Source organism: Gordonia otitidis NBRC 100426 (assembly GCF_000248075.1).
GTDB lineage: Bacteria > Actinomycetota > Actinomycetes > Mycobacteriales > Mycobacteriaceae > Gordonia > Gordonia otitidis.
In genome coordinates this window covers 19,326-33,540 of record NZ_BAFB01000080.1, presented here as the reverse complement: position 1 = coordinate 33,540, position 14,215 = coordinate 19,326, and the positions used below count along the sequence as shown (strand labels likewise).

The 14,215-nt window shown below is 65.9% G+C and carries 11 protein-coding genes and 2 pseudogenes; 9 read left to right on the top strand and 4 right to left on the bottom strand.

Translation table 11 applies throughout. The features are described from left to right. The 4 genes and pseudogenes from GOOTI_RS07720 to cysC form a co-directional block, all read left to right on the top strand. Nucleotides 1-555 (top strand): annotated as a pseudogene (locus GOOTI_RS07720) (sulfatase); the annotation flags it as partial. 91 nt (nucleotides 556-646) lie between these two features. Further along, nucleotides 647-1,432 (top strand): trehalose 2-sulfotransferase, encoded by a 786-nt coding sequence (stf0, locus tag GOOTI_RS07715; protein ID WP_039993733.1) that lies wholly within the window; start codon nucleotides 647-649, stop codon nucleotides 1,430-1,432. Beyond that, nucleotides 1,429-2,406, top strand: coding sequence for a sulfate adenylyltransferase subunit CysD (gene cysD, locus GOOTI_RS07710; RefSeq protein ID WP_007238009.1), 978 nt, complete (start codon nucleotides 1,429-1,431; stop codon nucleotides 2,404-2,406). Before stf0 ends, cysD begins: the two co-directional genes overlap by 4 nt. Before the next feature lie 104 nt (nucleotides 2,407-2,510). Continuing rightward, nucleotides 2,511-4,366 (top strand): annotated as a pseudogene (gene cysC / locus GOOTI_RS07705) (adenylyl-sulfate kinase). A gap of 389 nt (nucleotides 4,367-4,755) precedes the next feature. Here the strand turns inward: cysC and efeB are convergent. The 3 genes from efeB to efeU are packed head-to-tail and all read right to left on the bottom strand — an operon-like array spanning nucleotide 4,756 to nucleotide 8,955. Beyond that, nucleotides 4,756-6,096, bottom strand: coding sequence for an iron uptake transporter deferrochelatase/peroxidase subunit (efeB, locus tag GOOTI_RS07700; protein WP_051997897.1), 1,341 nt, complete (start codon nucleotides 6,094-6,096; stop codon nucleotides 4,756-4,758). Between the two features lie 4 nt (nucleotides 6,097-6,100). Continuing rightward, the gene (gene efeO, locus GOOTI_RS07695; protein WP_007238005.1) at nucleotides 6,101-7,294 is read right to left on the bottom strand and encodes an iron uptake system protein EfeO; all 1,194 of its coding nucleotides are present in this window, start codon (nucleotides 7,292-7,294) and stop codon (nucleotides 6,101-6,103) included. Beyond that, nucleotides 7,291-8,955: an iron uptake transporter permease EfeU gene (efeU, locus tag GOOTI_RS07690; RefSeq protein ID WP_007238004.1), complete on the bottom strand. Its 1,665-nt coding sequence runs from the start codon at nucleotides 8,953-8,955 to the stop codon at nucleotides 7,291-7,293. The genes efeO and efeU overlap by 4 nt, the downstream gene beginning before the upstream one ends. 128 nt (nucleotides 8,956-9,083) lie before the next feature. On the opposite strand from efeU, the gene GOOTI_RS07685 reads away from it, so the two are divergent. The 5 genes from GOOTI_RS07685 (at nucleotide 9,084) to GOOTI_RS07665 (ending at nucleotide 13,501) form a co-directional block, all read left to right on the top strand. Beyond that, nucleotides 9,084-9,827 (top strand): lytic transglycosylase domain-containing protein, encoded by a 744-nt coding sequence (locus GOOTI_RS07685; protein ID WP_039993731.1) that lies wholly within the window; start codon nucleotides 9,084-9,086, stop codon nucleotides 9,825-9,827. A gap of 129 nt (nucleotides 9,828-9,956) precedes the next feature. Beyond that, complete coding sequence (gene eno / locus GOOTI_RS07680) at nucleotides 9,957-11,240, top strand: phosphopyruvate hydratase (RefSeq protein ID WP_007238002.1); 1,284 nt, start codon at nucleotides 9,957-9,959, stop codon at nucleotides 11,238-11,240. A 13-nt stretch (nucleotides 11,241-11,253) separates the two neighbouring features. Further along, on the top strand, nucleotides 11,254-11,952 hold the full coding sequence (locus GOOTI_RS07675; RefSeq protein WP_007238001.1) for an FtsB family cell division protein: 699 nt from the start codon (nucleotides 11,254-11,256) through the stop codon (nucleotides 11,950-11,952). A 32-nt stretch (nucleotides 11,953-11,984) separates the two neighbouring features. Beyond that, on the top strand, nucleotides 11,985-12,542 hold the full coding sequence (locus tag GOOTI_RS07670; RefSeq protein WP_007238000.1) for a DUF501 domain-containing protein: 558 nt from the start codon (nucleotides 11,985-11,987) through the stop codon (nucleotides 12,540-12,542). Next, a complete protein-coding gene (locus GOOTI_RS07665; RefSeq protein ID WP_007237999.1) occupies nucleotides 12,539-13,501 on the top strand; it encodes a Ppx/GppA phosphatase family protein in 963 nt (320 codons plus the stop codon). The genes GOOTI_RS07670 and GOOTI_RS07665 overlap by 4 nt, the downstream gene beginning before the upstream one ends. Before the next feature lie 79 nt (nucleotides 13,502-13,580). Here GOOTI_RS07665 and GOOTI_RS07660 read toward each other — a convergent pair whose 3' ends face one another. Further along, complete coding sequence (locus tag GOOTI_RS07660) at nucleotides 13,581-14,093, bottom strand: DUF4395 domain-containing protein (RefSeq protein ID WP_007237998.1); 513 nt, start codon at nucleotides 14,091-14,093, stop codon at nucleotides 13,581-13,583. Nucleotides 14,094-14,215: the final 122 nt, after the last annotated feature.

Below are 14,215 nucleotides of genomic sequence, written 5' to 3'. Positions count from 1 at the left end.
GAGATCGCACGACGCGAACACGGCCCGATCCGCGGCGCGGTCTTCACCGAGAAGACCTATCACGACGCCTACGACCCGATCCGCGCGATTCGCACGAAGCGGTACAGCTACATCGAGAACTACGCTCACCGGCCTGCGCTGCTGCTGCCGCTCGACATCGCCGACAGCCCCTCGGCGCGCTCACTCGACACGTCGGTCATCGCGGCCGAGCGGCCGGCCGTCGAACTCTACGATCTCGACAACGATCCGTTCGAACGCACCAATCTGGCCGACGATCCGACTTATGCGCAGGTGCGCGCAGAATTGGCTGCGCGACTGACCCAATGGCGTGCCGAGACGGCCGACGCATTGCCCGATGAGGCGACGGGAACCGCCATCGCGGACCGGTTCATGACCCGGTACTTCGAGCAGGCCGACGACATACCCGCCGACGAGCAGGCACTTCCGTCGCGGCGTCCGCTGGGCAGGGAGCGTGATCTCACCGGCGAACTGCAGCGCGGTGACGTGGACGAGGAGGCGCGCGACTCCTCCGATGTCCCCGGTTCGCGTCGATGACGCACATGGCGGGAGTTTTGTAAAGGTTTTCGGCCTCGCGGCGTCTAAATTCCCAGGTTGCGGGCGGTTTTCGCCTGGCTACACTGAGCGGGTGCCGCCAGTCGACAACTACCTCGTATGTGCCAGCCAGCGCAGCGGGAGCACCTTGCTCGTCGAATCGCTCGCCGCGACAGGCGTCGCGGGAACCCCGGAGGAGTTCTTCCAGGAGTTCCCGTCGTCGTCCCATTCGCCGCAGCCGCGGGAGTGGTTCGCGGACGTCGACGATCCACAGATCCTGGATCTACTCGCCGAGGTCGACGACGGCGTGGTCGACGGGCGAACGTTCGCGCAGTGGCGCGCCGACGTCCTCGCCGAGGGCCGTTCGGCGAACGGGGTGTGGGGCGGAAAGCTGATGTGGAATCAGACGCCGCTGCTGATAACCCGTGCTCGTATCGGCTCCGGCTCGCTGCGTGCGGCCATTCGCGCACTCCTCGGTTCCGATCCTCTCTACGTGCACGTGTACCGGGAAGACGTCGTGCCGCAGGCGGTGTCGATGTGGCGAGCGGTCCAGACCCGTGTGTGGCGACACGACGGCGGGCAGGACGCCGACACTGCGGTCTACCATGCCGAGGGTATCGCGCATCTCGCGCGAATTCTGTTGCAGCAGGAGCGATCCTGGCGTGACTGGTTCGTGGCCGAAGGCATCGAACCACTCGAGATCGAGTTCGCTGAGCTCACCAAGGATCCGTCGGGAACCACCGCTCGGGTGCTCTCCGCGCTCGGGCAGGACCCCACCCTCGCGCCGCCACCACCGTTGAAACCACAGTCCGATGCCCGTTCCAAGGAGTGGGTCGAGCGCTACCGCGATGACGCGGTACGGAACGGATATCCCCAGTGAGCGCAGAGACGACCACCACAGAACAAGACACCGAAGCCTCGCCGGACAGCGTCGACGTCGAGCACGTGTCCGCGCTGCGTGTGCTGGAGGCCGAGGCGGTGCACATCATCCGTGAGGTTGCGGCCGAACTCGAACGACCTGTGCTGCTGTTCTCTGGTGGCAAGGATTCGATCGTGCTCCTTCGGCTGGCGGAGAAGGCATTTCGTCCACATCCCCTGCCGTTCCCGATCCTCCATGTCGACACCGGCCACAACTTCGACGAGGTCATCGAGTTCCGTGATCGCCGGGTCTCGCCGAACGACGACAATCCCGACGGCATCAAGCTCCTCGTCGCCTCGGTTCCCGACGCCATCGCGGCCGGGCGTATCGCCGAGTCGACCGACCCGTCCGGCTCGCGCAACCGCCTGCAGACACGCGTGCTGCTCGATGCGCTGGAGGAGGGAGGCTTCGACGCCGCATTCGGTGGTGCCCGTCGCGACGAAGACAGGGCGCGCGCCAAGGAACGTGTCTTCAGCTTCCGCGACGAGTTCGGCCAGTGGGATCCGCGGGCACAGCGCCCCGAGCCGTGGTCGTTGTACAACGGTCGGATTCGACGCGGCGAGTCGGTCCGTGTGTTCCCCCTGTCGAACTGGACCGAAACCGACATCTGGCGCTACATCGAACTCGAAGACCTCGAACTACCGTCGATCTATTTCGCGGCACAACGCGAGGTGTTCGACCGCGATGGCATCCTTCTCGCCGTTTCGCCCTACTCGCAACCTGATTCGCCGGGTGACGTGACGACCGAATGGGTGCGGTATCGCACGGTCGGAGACCTGACCATCACCGGCGCCGTGCGCTCGCGGGCAACGACCATCCCCGAGATCATCGAGGAGATCGGCGCCGCGACGGTGTCCGAGCGCGGCGAAACGCGTGCCGACGACCGGACGTCGTCTGCCGCCATGGAGGATCGCAAACGAGAGGGCTACTTCTGATGACCGAAACAGTGGCCCGGACAGCGCCGGACAGCGCGGCGTCGACGGCTACAGGAGCAGATTCCACTGCGACGCACAGTAACCCGCCGATACGTCGTCGACAGATGCTGCGCCTGGCCACCGCGGGCAGCGTCGACGACGGGAAGTCGACGCTGATCGGCCGCATCCTGCACGACACCGGTTCGCTGCCCACCGATCATCTCGCCGGCGTGACGTCCGACGACGGCGACGTCGACCTCGCGGCGCTCTCCGACGGCTTACGCGCCGAACGAGAGCAGGGCATCACCATCGACGTCGCCTACCGCTTCTTCTCGAGTTCAACTCGCAGTTATGTTCTCGCCGACACGCCCGGTCACGAGCGTTACACGCGCAACACATTCACCGGAGCGTCGAACGCCCACGTCGCCGTGCTTCTGGTCGACGCGCGAAAGGGGCTGCTGCGCCAGACTCGTCGGCATGCGCGGATCGCCACACTCGTGGGTGTTCCGCACATCGTCGCAGCGGTCAACAAGATCGATCTCGTCGACTTCTCCGCTGAACGCTTCGCGGAACTGACCGCAGAACTCGACGAGCTCGCGACGAATGTCGGTGCCGCGGAGATCACCGCGATCCCGGTGGCGGCCAAGCTCGGTGACAATGTCGTCCATCGCTCCGACAACACCCCCTGGTACACCGGGCCGACACTGCTCGAGTACCTCGAGGACATCGAGCTGCACGCCCCGAATCCTGTTGCGCGCGAACTGCGTCTGCCGATCCAGTGGGTGTCCCGGCCGGGTCCCGACGGCAAGCGGAGCTACACCGGGCGGGTCGCTGCGGGAACCCTCGACCTCGGCGACAGAGTCGTCGTGCTGCCGTCCGGTTCACGCACCACCGTGACCGCGCTCGACACCCTCGACCCGCAGAGGCCGACCGCGTTGCGCCACTCTCGGTGTCGATCCAGCTCGCCGACGACATCGACGTCGGCCGAGGCGATGTGATCGTCAGCGGACTCGACGACGCGCACCTTCCTGTTGCGGCTCGTGAACTGTCGGCGACGGTGTGCTGGCTGTCGGAAACACCGTTGCATGCGGGAGATCGGGTCGCTCTCAAACAGGGGGCGTCGACGGTACGCGCCACCGTCCAGGCGCTCGAACGCAAGCTCGATCCAGAGACGCTGCTCGAGCAGGTGGGGCCATCGGAGTTGGCGCTCAACGACATCGGGACACTCACGTTGCGCACGTCGTCGGTGGTGGTCGCCGACCCGTACTCGAGCAACCGCGACACCGGTGCTTTCATCCTCATCGATGAGGCGTCGAACGACACGGTGGGAGCGGGCACGATCCTCGAAGCGCGCGAGGTGATTCCGGGCAAGGCGACCCGCAACGACATCAAGTGGCACCCGAGTGCGCTGAGCCGCCAGGAGAGGTGGACGAAGACCGGGCAGCGGGGTGCCACGGTATGGCTCACCGGATTGCCCGCATCCGGTAAGTCGACGGTGGCCGTCGCGCTCGAACGCGAGTTGGTCAACCGCGCACGAGTGGCCTACCTCGTCGACGGTGACAACATCCGGCACGGAATCTCCGACGACCTCGGCTTCTCGCCCGGCGACCGTGCCGAGAACATCAGGCGCGTCGGGCACCTCGCGCGACTGTTCGCTGACGCCGGTGTCATCGCGATCGCGTCGATGGTCTCGCCACTGAGATCCGACCGCGAGATCGCGCGCGAATTGCATGCCGCTGCCGACCTGGACTTCGTCGAGGTCCACGTGTCGACGCCGGTGCGCGAGTGTGAACGTCGGGATCCCAAGGGACTCTACGAGCGGGCACGGCGCGGAGAGCTCAAGGGGCTCACCGGGGTCGACGCACCCTACGAGAAGCCCGAGAGCCCGGATCTGCGGTTCGACACGACGGGTGCCGACATCGCCGAGCTCGCCGGGCAGATCGTCGACGAGTTGGTGCGGCGGGGCGTCTTGGAGGAGTGATCTCGACAGGCTCGAGCAGCGGGTAGGACTGCGGCCTACCGTCAGGCGCGTGTGGGAATTAAGGGAAGGGTTTCTCCCGCGAGTTTCTGCACGGGGGTGTCGGGTTGCGCGGGGTGTAGGAAGTAGGGGAAAGGCTTCTTCCGTGGGTTATGTGCGCTTCCTCGGGAAGTGTCGCGGGGAAACGTCAGAAAGTGGGGGAAGGAATCTTTTCCTCACTTTCTGCCACCGTGCCACGGGGCCCCTGGCCCCGAGCGCCGCGCCTCGGGCCCCGTGCGCCGCGCCTCGTGCCCGGGCCCTGCGCGCCCCGCCCCACAGCGCGCCCCGCCCCACAGCGCGCCCCGCGCCGGCCGTCCCACAAACCGGCGGACGGCCTCCTCGGCCAGCTCGGGCTAGTCCGTGTACCCGAACAGCTTCTTGCCGTACCAGTCGCCGATCTTGGCGAGGCCGGGCGGAATGGCGAACAGTGAGCTCGAGATGGGAGCTATGTATTCGTTGAGTCCGTCCTGGGCCAGGTTGTTCTGGATGCGGACGAACTGCTCGTGCGCATTCTTCTGGTACGCGATGAAGAACAGTCCGGCTGCGAGTGTTCCGGTGCGCGTATCGATTCCGTCGGTGTAGTTGTAACCACGCCGCAGTATCTGAGCGCCCCCGTTGTTGTCGGGGTGGGCCAACCGCACATGTGAGAAGCGGTCGACTGCGAACTTCCCGGTGTCGAGCCGCTTGTGGAAGTCGACCGCGGTGAATTCGCTGCCGCCGGACAGCGGCGCGCCGTCGTCCTTCGACCGGCCGAAAATCAGCTCCTGGTCGGAGATGTCGTCGGAGTCCCATGCCTCGATGTGCATACGGATCTTGCGCGACACCAGGTATGAGCCGCCCTTCATCCACGGCTGGTCGGTCTCGTCGCCGACCCACACCCATTCTTTGGCGACGCTCGGATCCTCCGCCTTGATGTTGGCGGTTCCGTCCTTGAACCCCAGCAGGTTGCGCGGGGTCACCTGCGACGTCGAGGTGGCCGACGCCCGGCCGAACCCCTCCTGGAGCCAGCGGAGTGTGACGGTGCTGCGTCCGATTCGAGCGAGATTGCGTACGGCGTGGAACGCGACCTGCGGGTCCTCGGAACACGCTTGCACGCAGATGTCCCCACCGCTGATCGACGGATCGATCGTCGTGTCGACCGCCAACTGGCCCAAGGGTTTCAGCGCGGCGGGCATCTTGTCGCGTAGGTCGAACCTGTCGTCGAACAGACTCGGGCCGAAACCCACCGTCACGGTGAGTTTGCTCGGTCCGAGATCGAACGCCTCGCCGGTGTCGGCAGGTGGTGAACCAGGCCGAGTCTCCACAGGTCCGACGGGTTTGCCCTCGGTGAGGAGGCTCGCGGCGGCCGCCCAGCGCGCGAGCATCACCTCGAGTTGCTGGGTCGTGACCGAGTCGGCCACGTCGAATGCCGCGAACACCAGCGAATTCTGTTGTGGAGTGATGATCCCGGCCTGGTGTTCGCCGTAGAACTCGACCGTCTCGGCAGCGGCGTCCGTCGGTTTCGGGGCGGCGGCATAACCGATGGCGCCACCCGCCGCGCCGCCGACGACGACTCCCGCGAGTCCGGCGACACCGAGAAATCCCCTGCGTCCCAACCGCGGTCCGCGTCCTCGGTCGTCGCCGGACGGTTGTGTGGTCTGGTCGGATGGGGTGGTGTCATCCGGTTGCTGTGGTGGAGTGTCGTCGGCGGCCATCACATCAGCTCGCTGCCGCGATCTTTCCGCCGGCCTGTGCCAGCGGATCCTTGACGGCGACGATGGCGGCCGCCATCTCGCGCTTCTGCTCGGCGGTCACCTGGGTGAAGTTCTTGAAGCCACCCGGTTCGTTGGGATCGCGGAACGTGTCGATGAGCGAGTCGACCTTGCCGAACGCATCGGTGATGGTCTGCGTGAGCTGCGGATCGATGTCCTTGAGCGCGGGCTTGACCACTGCGAACGCCTGCTCAGAGCCCTCGATGTTCGCCTGCATGTCGAGGATGTCGATGTGCGAGTACGCCTCTTCCTCACCGGTCAGCTTGGTGGTCGAGACCTCGTCGAGCAGATCGCCTGCACCGTTGACGATCTCGGCCGGAGCAAAGGTGAACTCGGGCTTGTTGACGACGGTCTTGAGTAATTCCACGTTCTTCTGCAGCTGGTCCGCGACGGGGCCCATGTTGGCGAGGTTCTTGTCCTGGTAGATCGCCTTCTCGAGGACGTGGAAGCCCTCCCACTTGTCGCCGGGACCGACGGCATCGGGGCGCGCGTCGATTGCGAAATCGAGACTGACCGAAGCGTTGTCGGAGCAGTCCGTCGAACCGTCGGTGCAGAATGCGCCCGCGATCGGCTCGATGCGCTCGTAGTAGGGACGGGCCTTCGGGTATGCGTCGGTGGCGCCCGCGAGGTCGTTCGCCTTGACCGCGGCGGTCAGCTTCCCGGTGTAGTCGGCGAGGCTACCCACCTGGGTGACGACGTAGGCCTTGTAGTCGGTCGACGCCGTCTTCAGCTTGTCTGCCACGGTTCCGGTCGCCTCCGCGGCCTTGCCGGTGACGGTGAACTGGGTCTTCTCGCTGGCCGCGCCGGGGCAGTAGAGCTCGTAGGTTCCGCCGTCGAGCTTGTGGGAGAACGACACCGACGCCATACCGGGAGCGATGTTCTCCCGCTCGGCCAGAATGCGGTTGTCCTTGATCAGCTCGACCTCGCTGACCGCGGCGGCATTCGTGTTGGTGATCTCAAAGGTGATGGGACCGGCGTCGACCTTGTCAGGAGCGGCTTTACAGCCCTGATCGGTGATCTCGACCTTGACGGTCTTCACATCCGACGACGAGTTCGACGAGTCGGAGCTGTCCGAACAGCCCGCGATCCCGACGACGGCGACGGCTGCCGCGCCGACGGCCACCAGTGGTCGCACCCTCATGTGGTTTTCTCCTTTGTGTGAGCGGGGTCGTCAAGAGCCCCTGCCTGCAAATCCTCGTGATCGTCCGGCTCGTCCACACGTCTGCGCGTCAGCAAGAGCGCACAGGCGACGATGGCGGCGATGACCGCGCACCCGGCAAGCCACAGCGGCAGTACGACCGAACGGAAGTGATGGTCGGAGCGCTGATCGACGGCCTGCTGCAATGCGGCGAGTTCGTCGGCGCCCGCGGTGTGCTCGGCGTCGAACATCGCGACCTTTCCGAGCACCACAGCCGCGCCCGACTCGGGTGTGGCCGTCGCTGTCACCACGTAGTGGACATCAGCGGCGACCGGCGTGTGGAAAGTCGGATCGACGCTCGTCGTGACCGTTGCGGTCACCGTGTAGACGACCGATGCGTCGACGCCGAAGGTCTGGGTGTTCAGGCCGACCGGAAGTCGGCCGTTGTTGCCCGCCGCCACCTGTGCGGGGGTGACACGCGCCGGAGCGTCGGGGATCAACACGTCGATGTCGAGGTTCGGTGAGACGAGTTGCTGATAGGTCGGAAAGCTCGTTGATCCGATCTGGGCGTCGTCGGTCGCCGTGAGCTTGGGCAGCGGAGTCGTGACGGTGCCCGACGTGAGAGCCCCCGTGGCCAGCGAGGGATCGGCGGAGTCGATCCGCACCGACACGGGGTCGGGAACGCGCACGCTGCGTCCCGCCAGCACCCCCGACGTCGACGGTGTGCCCGAGACGCTCGCGCGCAACGTGTCGGACGGGGCGGACGGTTGAGCGGGTGCCGTGGACAACACTGCGATCGCTGCCACCGCCAGCACTGCGGCGAGCGCGCCGCAGGCCAGCCCGGCCGCACGCCGGGGGAACGCTTTCCCGGCAGGCCACAGCACGATCATGCCGACCACCAGCAGGTACACCGCCCAGCCGACGACCTCGATCAGTACGGGTCTCGGTTGGATGCCAAGCACACCGGTCAGCAGTGACGACTGGAGTGACCCGGGCTGAACGAGCCAGGTGAGATCGACAACCTGCTGCTGGCCGACGTTCAGCCAGCCGGCCTCGTGAGCTGTGCGGAATGCGGTCATCACGAGGCCTGCCGCGACGAGCGCCAACAGAAGACCGGTGACCTTGAAGAAGCGTGCGAGGTTGATGTGCACACCACCGCGGTAGATGCCGTAGCCGAGGATGACCGCGATGCCGATGCCGATGATCGCGCCCAGTGCCGACGGCAGCGCGTTGTGGCTTGCGTTGAATGCAGCCACCAGGAAGACGGAGGTCTCCAGTCCCTCACGCAGCACGGCCAGGAACGCCATCATCACGAATGCAACGGCGGAGCCCTCGTTCACTGCGTCGGTGGCCGCAGCCTCCAGGTCACCCTTGAGATCGCGGGCGTGTTCGCGCATCCACACGATCATGTAGGTCACCATCACGACGGCGATGGCGCCGATGACTGTTTCGAGGCCCTCTTGTTGGCGCTGCGGGAGGTCGCGGGACAGCACCTCGAGGCCGATGGCCACAGCCACGCAGATCGCGACCGCCACGCCGACGCCGACCCACATCCACCGCAGGGCGTCGGTGCGTCCCTGGCGTCGCAGGAATGCCGCGATGATGCCCACGATGAGCGCCGCCTCGAGGCCTTCCCGAAGGCCGATGATGAGGGTCGCGAACACAGTGATTCTCCGGATTGTCTGAAATGTACGTTTTGGCTGGTCAGCCCAGCCTTACCGTATATGAGCCAGCTAAGGCTACGCTCTGCGATGCGGGATCACCAAGGGACCAATGGCACCATGGTGAATCGATGATCACCGTTCGACGGGCACTCGCCTCGATTTCCGCTCTGACATGCGTCGCGATGATGACGTCTGCGTGCCTCGACCTCCCGTCGTTGAAGCGACCCGACATTCCCGACGGCATCCCGCCCGGTCTGGGTGCGCCCGTTCCCTACGTCGACATCAACGCGGCCGGCCGTACCGCTGAACAGCTCCGCGAGTGGGCGCGCCCGATCTCCGACGCCACCGGCATCCCGTTCGTCGCACTCGAGGCCTACGGCAACGCTGCGGAGATCCAACGGCAGCAGCACCCCGAATGCGGGATCGGATGGACCACCCTTGCCGGAATCGGCGGCGTCGAGAGCAAGCACGGCCGTCACCACGGCTCGGAGATCGCACCCAACGGTGATGTCAGGCCACCCATCCGGGGTGTGCCGCTCGACGGCACCCGCGGAAACATGGAGATCCCCGACACCGACGGTGGAAAGCTCGACGGCGATGCCACCCACGACCGAGCGATGGGCCCGTTCCAGTTCATACCCGAGACCTGGCGTCGCTACGGTGTCGACGCCAACGGCGACGGTCGCGCCGACCCGGACAACATCGACGACGCCGCGTTGTCGGCCGCGCGCTACCTGTGTGTGTCCTCCGGCGGCGACATGACCACACCGCAGGGCTGGGAGAAAGCGGTCAAGGTCTACAACAACTCGATGGCGTACGTGATCGACGTGCGCGACCACGCGAACGCCTATTCGATCAACGTGCGGTACTGACCGTCCCGCCCATCGGCGACGCTGTCAGCTCTCGATGCGTGACTGTTGCCTTCACCGACTAGGCTTTGTTCCCGTACCCGTCGGCTGCGTGAGGTGCCGCCGACATGTTCACCGATAGGGGCAAACACCGTGGCAATCATCGAACAGGTTGGTGCACGCGAAATCCTGGACTCGCGAGGCAACCCGACTGTCGAGGTCGAGGTCGTCCTCGACGATGGCACGTTCACTCGTGCCGCAGTGCCATCCGGCGCGTCGACGGGTGAGCACGAGGCCGTCGAACTGCGTGACGGCGGCAAGCGTTACGGCGGCAAGGGCGTGACGAAGGCCGTCGAGGGTGTGTTGAGCGAACTGGCGCCCGCGGTCATCGGAATCGAGGCCGAGGAGCAGCGACTCGTCGACCAGGCACTCATCGACGCCGACGGAACTCCGGACAAGAGCCGACTCGGAGCCAACGCCATCCTCGGCGTGTCGCTCGCAGTGGCCAAGGGCGCCGCGGAATCGGCGGGTCTGCCGCTGTTCCGCTACATCGGTGGACCCAACGCTCACATCCTCCCCGTTCCGATGATGAACATCATCAACGGCGGTGAGCATGCCGACAACGGCATCGACTTCCAGGAGTTCATGATCGCCCCGATCGGAGCCCCCACCTTCAAAGAGGCGCTGCGCTGGGGTGCGGAGGTCTACCACTCGCTCAAGTCGGTGCTCCACAAGCGTGGCCTGAACACGGCCCTCGGCGATGAGGGCGGATTCGCGCCCGACCTTCCCGACACGGCCTCGGCGATCGCGGTCATCGGTGAAGCGGTCGAAGCCGCCGGCTACAACTTCGGTCGTGACATCGCCATCGCGCTCGATGCCGCGGCGACCGAGTTCTACAGTGACGGCGCCTACAACCTCGAGGGAAAGAAGCTCTCGAGCGACGAGATGATCAGCTACTACGAGAAGCTCGTCGACGAATTCCCGATCGTGTCGATCGAGGACGGTCTCTCCGAGGACGACTGGGACGGATGGGTCAAGTTGACCGACGCCCTCGGTGACAAGGTGCAGCTCGTCGGCGACGATCTGTTCGTCACCAATCCCGAGCGGCTCGAAGAGGGAATCTCCAAGGGCGCGGCAAATGCGTTGCTGGTCAAGGTGAATCAGATCGGCACACTCACCGAGACGCTCGACGCCGTCGCGCTCGCCCACAACAACGGCTACAAGACCATGATGAGCCACCGTTCGGGCGAGACCGAGGACACCACGATCGCCGACCTCGCCGTCGCGTGTGGCTGTGGTCAGATCAAGTCCGGCGCACCTGCTCGCAGTGAGCGCGTCGCGAAGTACAACCAGCTGCTGCGCATCGAGGAGGGCCTCGGCGACGCGGCACGCTACGCGGGAGACCTCGCCTTCCCCCGATATTCGTACGGTTCGTGATTAGCTAGAGCCCATGGCACAGGGCTCAGCACGTCGGCGCACGCGTGCGTCGACCAGCGATCCCCGCTCCCGGGAGCGTGCCCGCAAGACACCCCGGCGCGAGCGGTCGACATCTCGTCGTTCGCCGGTCTCGGTCATCGAGACCGGCGAACAGGAGATTTACGACGACGCGCCCCTGGATTTTGACGCAGAGATCACTGACAGCGCCGAGGACGTCGTCAGCGAGAACGGCGCGATCTCCCGCGTCCGCCAGGAACGCGAACGGCTGCGGGCACAACGTCGACGACGAGCGGGATTCACCGAACGACTCGCGCGACGACTGCACCGTGTCGATGCCAAACGCGCAGTCGTGTTGTCACTGGTCGTCGGGGTCGTCGCACTGACGCTGGCGATGCCGATGCGCACATACTTCTCGCAGCACTCCGAGTTCTCCCAACTGGAGCAATCGAATGCCCAGTTGCGTGACCAGGTCGCCGACTACCAGCAGAAGGTCAACGAGCAGAACGACCCCGCCTACATCGAGGCGAAGGCGCGGGAGCGCTTGAAGCTGGCCAAACCGGGCGAGACCCCGTTCATCATGTTGTACCCCGACGAGGCGGCCAAGAGTGCTGCGCGCGAGCGGGAAGCCGCGCACGAGGCTAACCCCTGGTACGGCAATCTGTGGCAGTCGGTGTCCACTCCGCCCGGCGCCGACGCGCCGGGGTCACACTGAGCGCGCAACGCCGAACTGGTAGCAAAGAGGACGTGAGTACACCCGACGCCAACCCGCCTGCCGGCCACCAGGTGAGCGACGAGGATCTGGCAACGATCGCCGCGCAACTCGGTCGCGAGCCGCGCGGTGTCATCGAGATCAGCTATCGAACGCCCGATGGCGTACCCGCTGTCGTGAAGACCGCTCCGCGGTTGCCCGACGGCACGCCGTTCCCGACGCTCTACTACCTCACGGATCCGCGGCTGACCGCGGAGGCGAGTCGACAGGAGTCGGCGGGCGTGATGAAGGAGATGACCGCTCGGCTCGCTGTCGACGACGAACTCGCGGCGTCGTATCGCCGCGCACACGAGTCCTTCCTCGCCGAACGCGATGCCATCGAGTCACTGGGCACCGACTTCTCGGGTGGGGGGATGCCGGATCGGGTGAAGTGCCTCCACGTCTTGATCGCGCACTCACTCGCGAAGGGGCCCGGCGTCAATCCGCTCGGCGACGAGGCGGTGGCTCTGGCTGCGGCACATGGATTGCGCGGCAGCGCTGTTCCCGACGACTGGCCCGACCTTGCCGTGGACGCGGCGGGAGACGGACAGTGACGGTCGTCGCCGCGGTCGACTGTGGCACCAACTCCATCAGACTGCTCGTCGCGGACGAGGAACCGTCCGCTGGTCGAGACCGCCCGCGCCTGCGCGATCTGCACCGCGAGATGCGGGTCGTGCGGCTCGGTCAAGGGGTAGATGCCACAGGGAAGTTCGCCGACGAGGCGATCGACCGTACGCGCGTCGCGCTCGCTGACTACGTCGACATCATGCGGTCGTTGGGGGTCGAACGCGTGCGGATGGTCGCGACCTCGGCCACGCGTGACGCGCGTAACCGGGACGTCTTCTTCGCGATGACCGCGGAGTTGCTCGGTTGCGTCGTCGACGGCGCGCAGGCCGAGGTGATTACGGGCGACGAGGAGGCGCGACTGTCCTTCCGCGGCGCTGTCGGCGAACTCGACCCGACCAGAGGTCCGTTCGTGGTCACAGACCTCGGCGGCGGTTCGACCGAGGTCGTCCTCGGCGACGCGGATGGAGTGACGGCCGCGTACTCCGCCGACGTCGGCTGCGTCCGAACCACCGAACGCGCCCTGCATTCCGATCCGCCGACCGACCGCGAGATCACGAGCGCACGGCAGTTCATCCACGACCGTCTCGCGCTCGCATTCGACGCCGTACCCGTCGACCGAGCCGAGACATGGGTCGGAGTCGCGGGAACATTGACGACGATCGCGGCTGTGAACTCAGGGATGGAGTCCTACGACTCCGACGCAATTCACCTGTCGCGCATCGGGATCGACGATCTGGACCGTGTCTGTCACGAACTGGTCGCCATGACCCGCGCCGAGCGCGCAGCCCTGGGGCCGATGCATCCCGGCCGTGTGGACGTGATCGGCGGTGGCGCGCTCGTGACGCTGGAGTTGGCGCGTGTGCTGTCCGAACGCGCCGGAATCACCGAACTCGTGGTGGGCGAACACGACATCCTCGACGGGATCGCGCTCGGACTGCTGGATTAGGTTGCGTTGAGCCACGACATACGGGTTCGAAACGCTACCTCTTCGACGATGCCGACCGATTCGTCGCGTCGCGGGTAGCTCAGCGACTCGCGGACGTCGCGTTCTCCGGGTCACGCAACCAGATGTTGTTGCACGCCTCGCAGACGTCGGCGGGGATGACGCCGCGCTGCTGGAGGAAACCGAACGCGATGCAGCCCAGGCACACGCCGAACACCGATTCGAGCGTCGCCGCGACAATCAGGAGCCCGACGACGATCTGCGCGGCGAGACCGTATCCGAGCAGGCTCAGGATGAGGGCCGTCGTGGAGAACGCGAGCCCGATGGCCTGCGCGAAACGCTTCGGCGGACCGGGAACCAGCTTCTCTCTGCGCCAGATCCTGGGCGCGATGACCCGCACCGACAGTTGTCCGAAAGGCGACAGCTTCGGTCCTGAGAGGACGCGCAGCAGGAAGCCGACTGCGAGGAGGGCGTACACGATCGGGTGATTCACGACGATGGCGACGACCGCCAGCACCACGACGAGTCCGGCAGTCGATCGGGCGGCGTACTCGTTGACCGGGTTGGGAAAGGTGAAGACGGCTGGTGTGGACACAGAACTCCCCGTGCAGATGTCGACATGCGAAACACGACAACACTACGGCGCGTCCGTCGCGGACCGCCAACATTGCGGTCACCGTGAACGCAACCGGTCTGACCTGTGCGGATACGCATCAT

Coding starts and splice junctions, on each gene's coding strand:
- efeB (WP_051997897.1), bottom strand. CDS start 6,096: ATGGCCGCCGACGACACTCCACCACAGCAACCGGATGACACCACCCCA.
- efeO (WP_007238005.1), bottom strand. CDS start 7,294: ATGAGGGTGCGACCACTGGTGGCCGTCGGCGCGGCAGCCGTCGCCGTC.
- GOOTI_RS07685 (WP_039993731.1), top strand. CDS start 9,084: ATGATCACCGTTCGACGGGCACTCGCCTCGATTTCCGCTCTGACATGC.
- GOOTI_RS07675 (WP_007238001.1), top strand. CDS start 11,254: ATGGCACAGGGCTCAGCACGTCGGCGCACGCGTGCGTCGACCAGCGAT.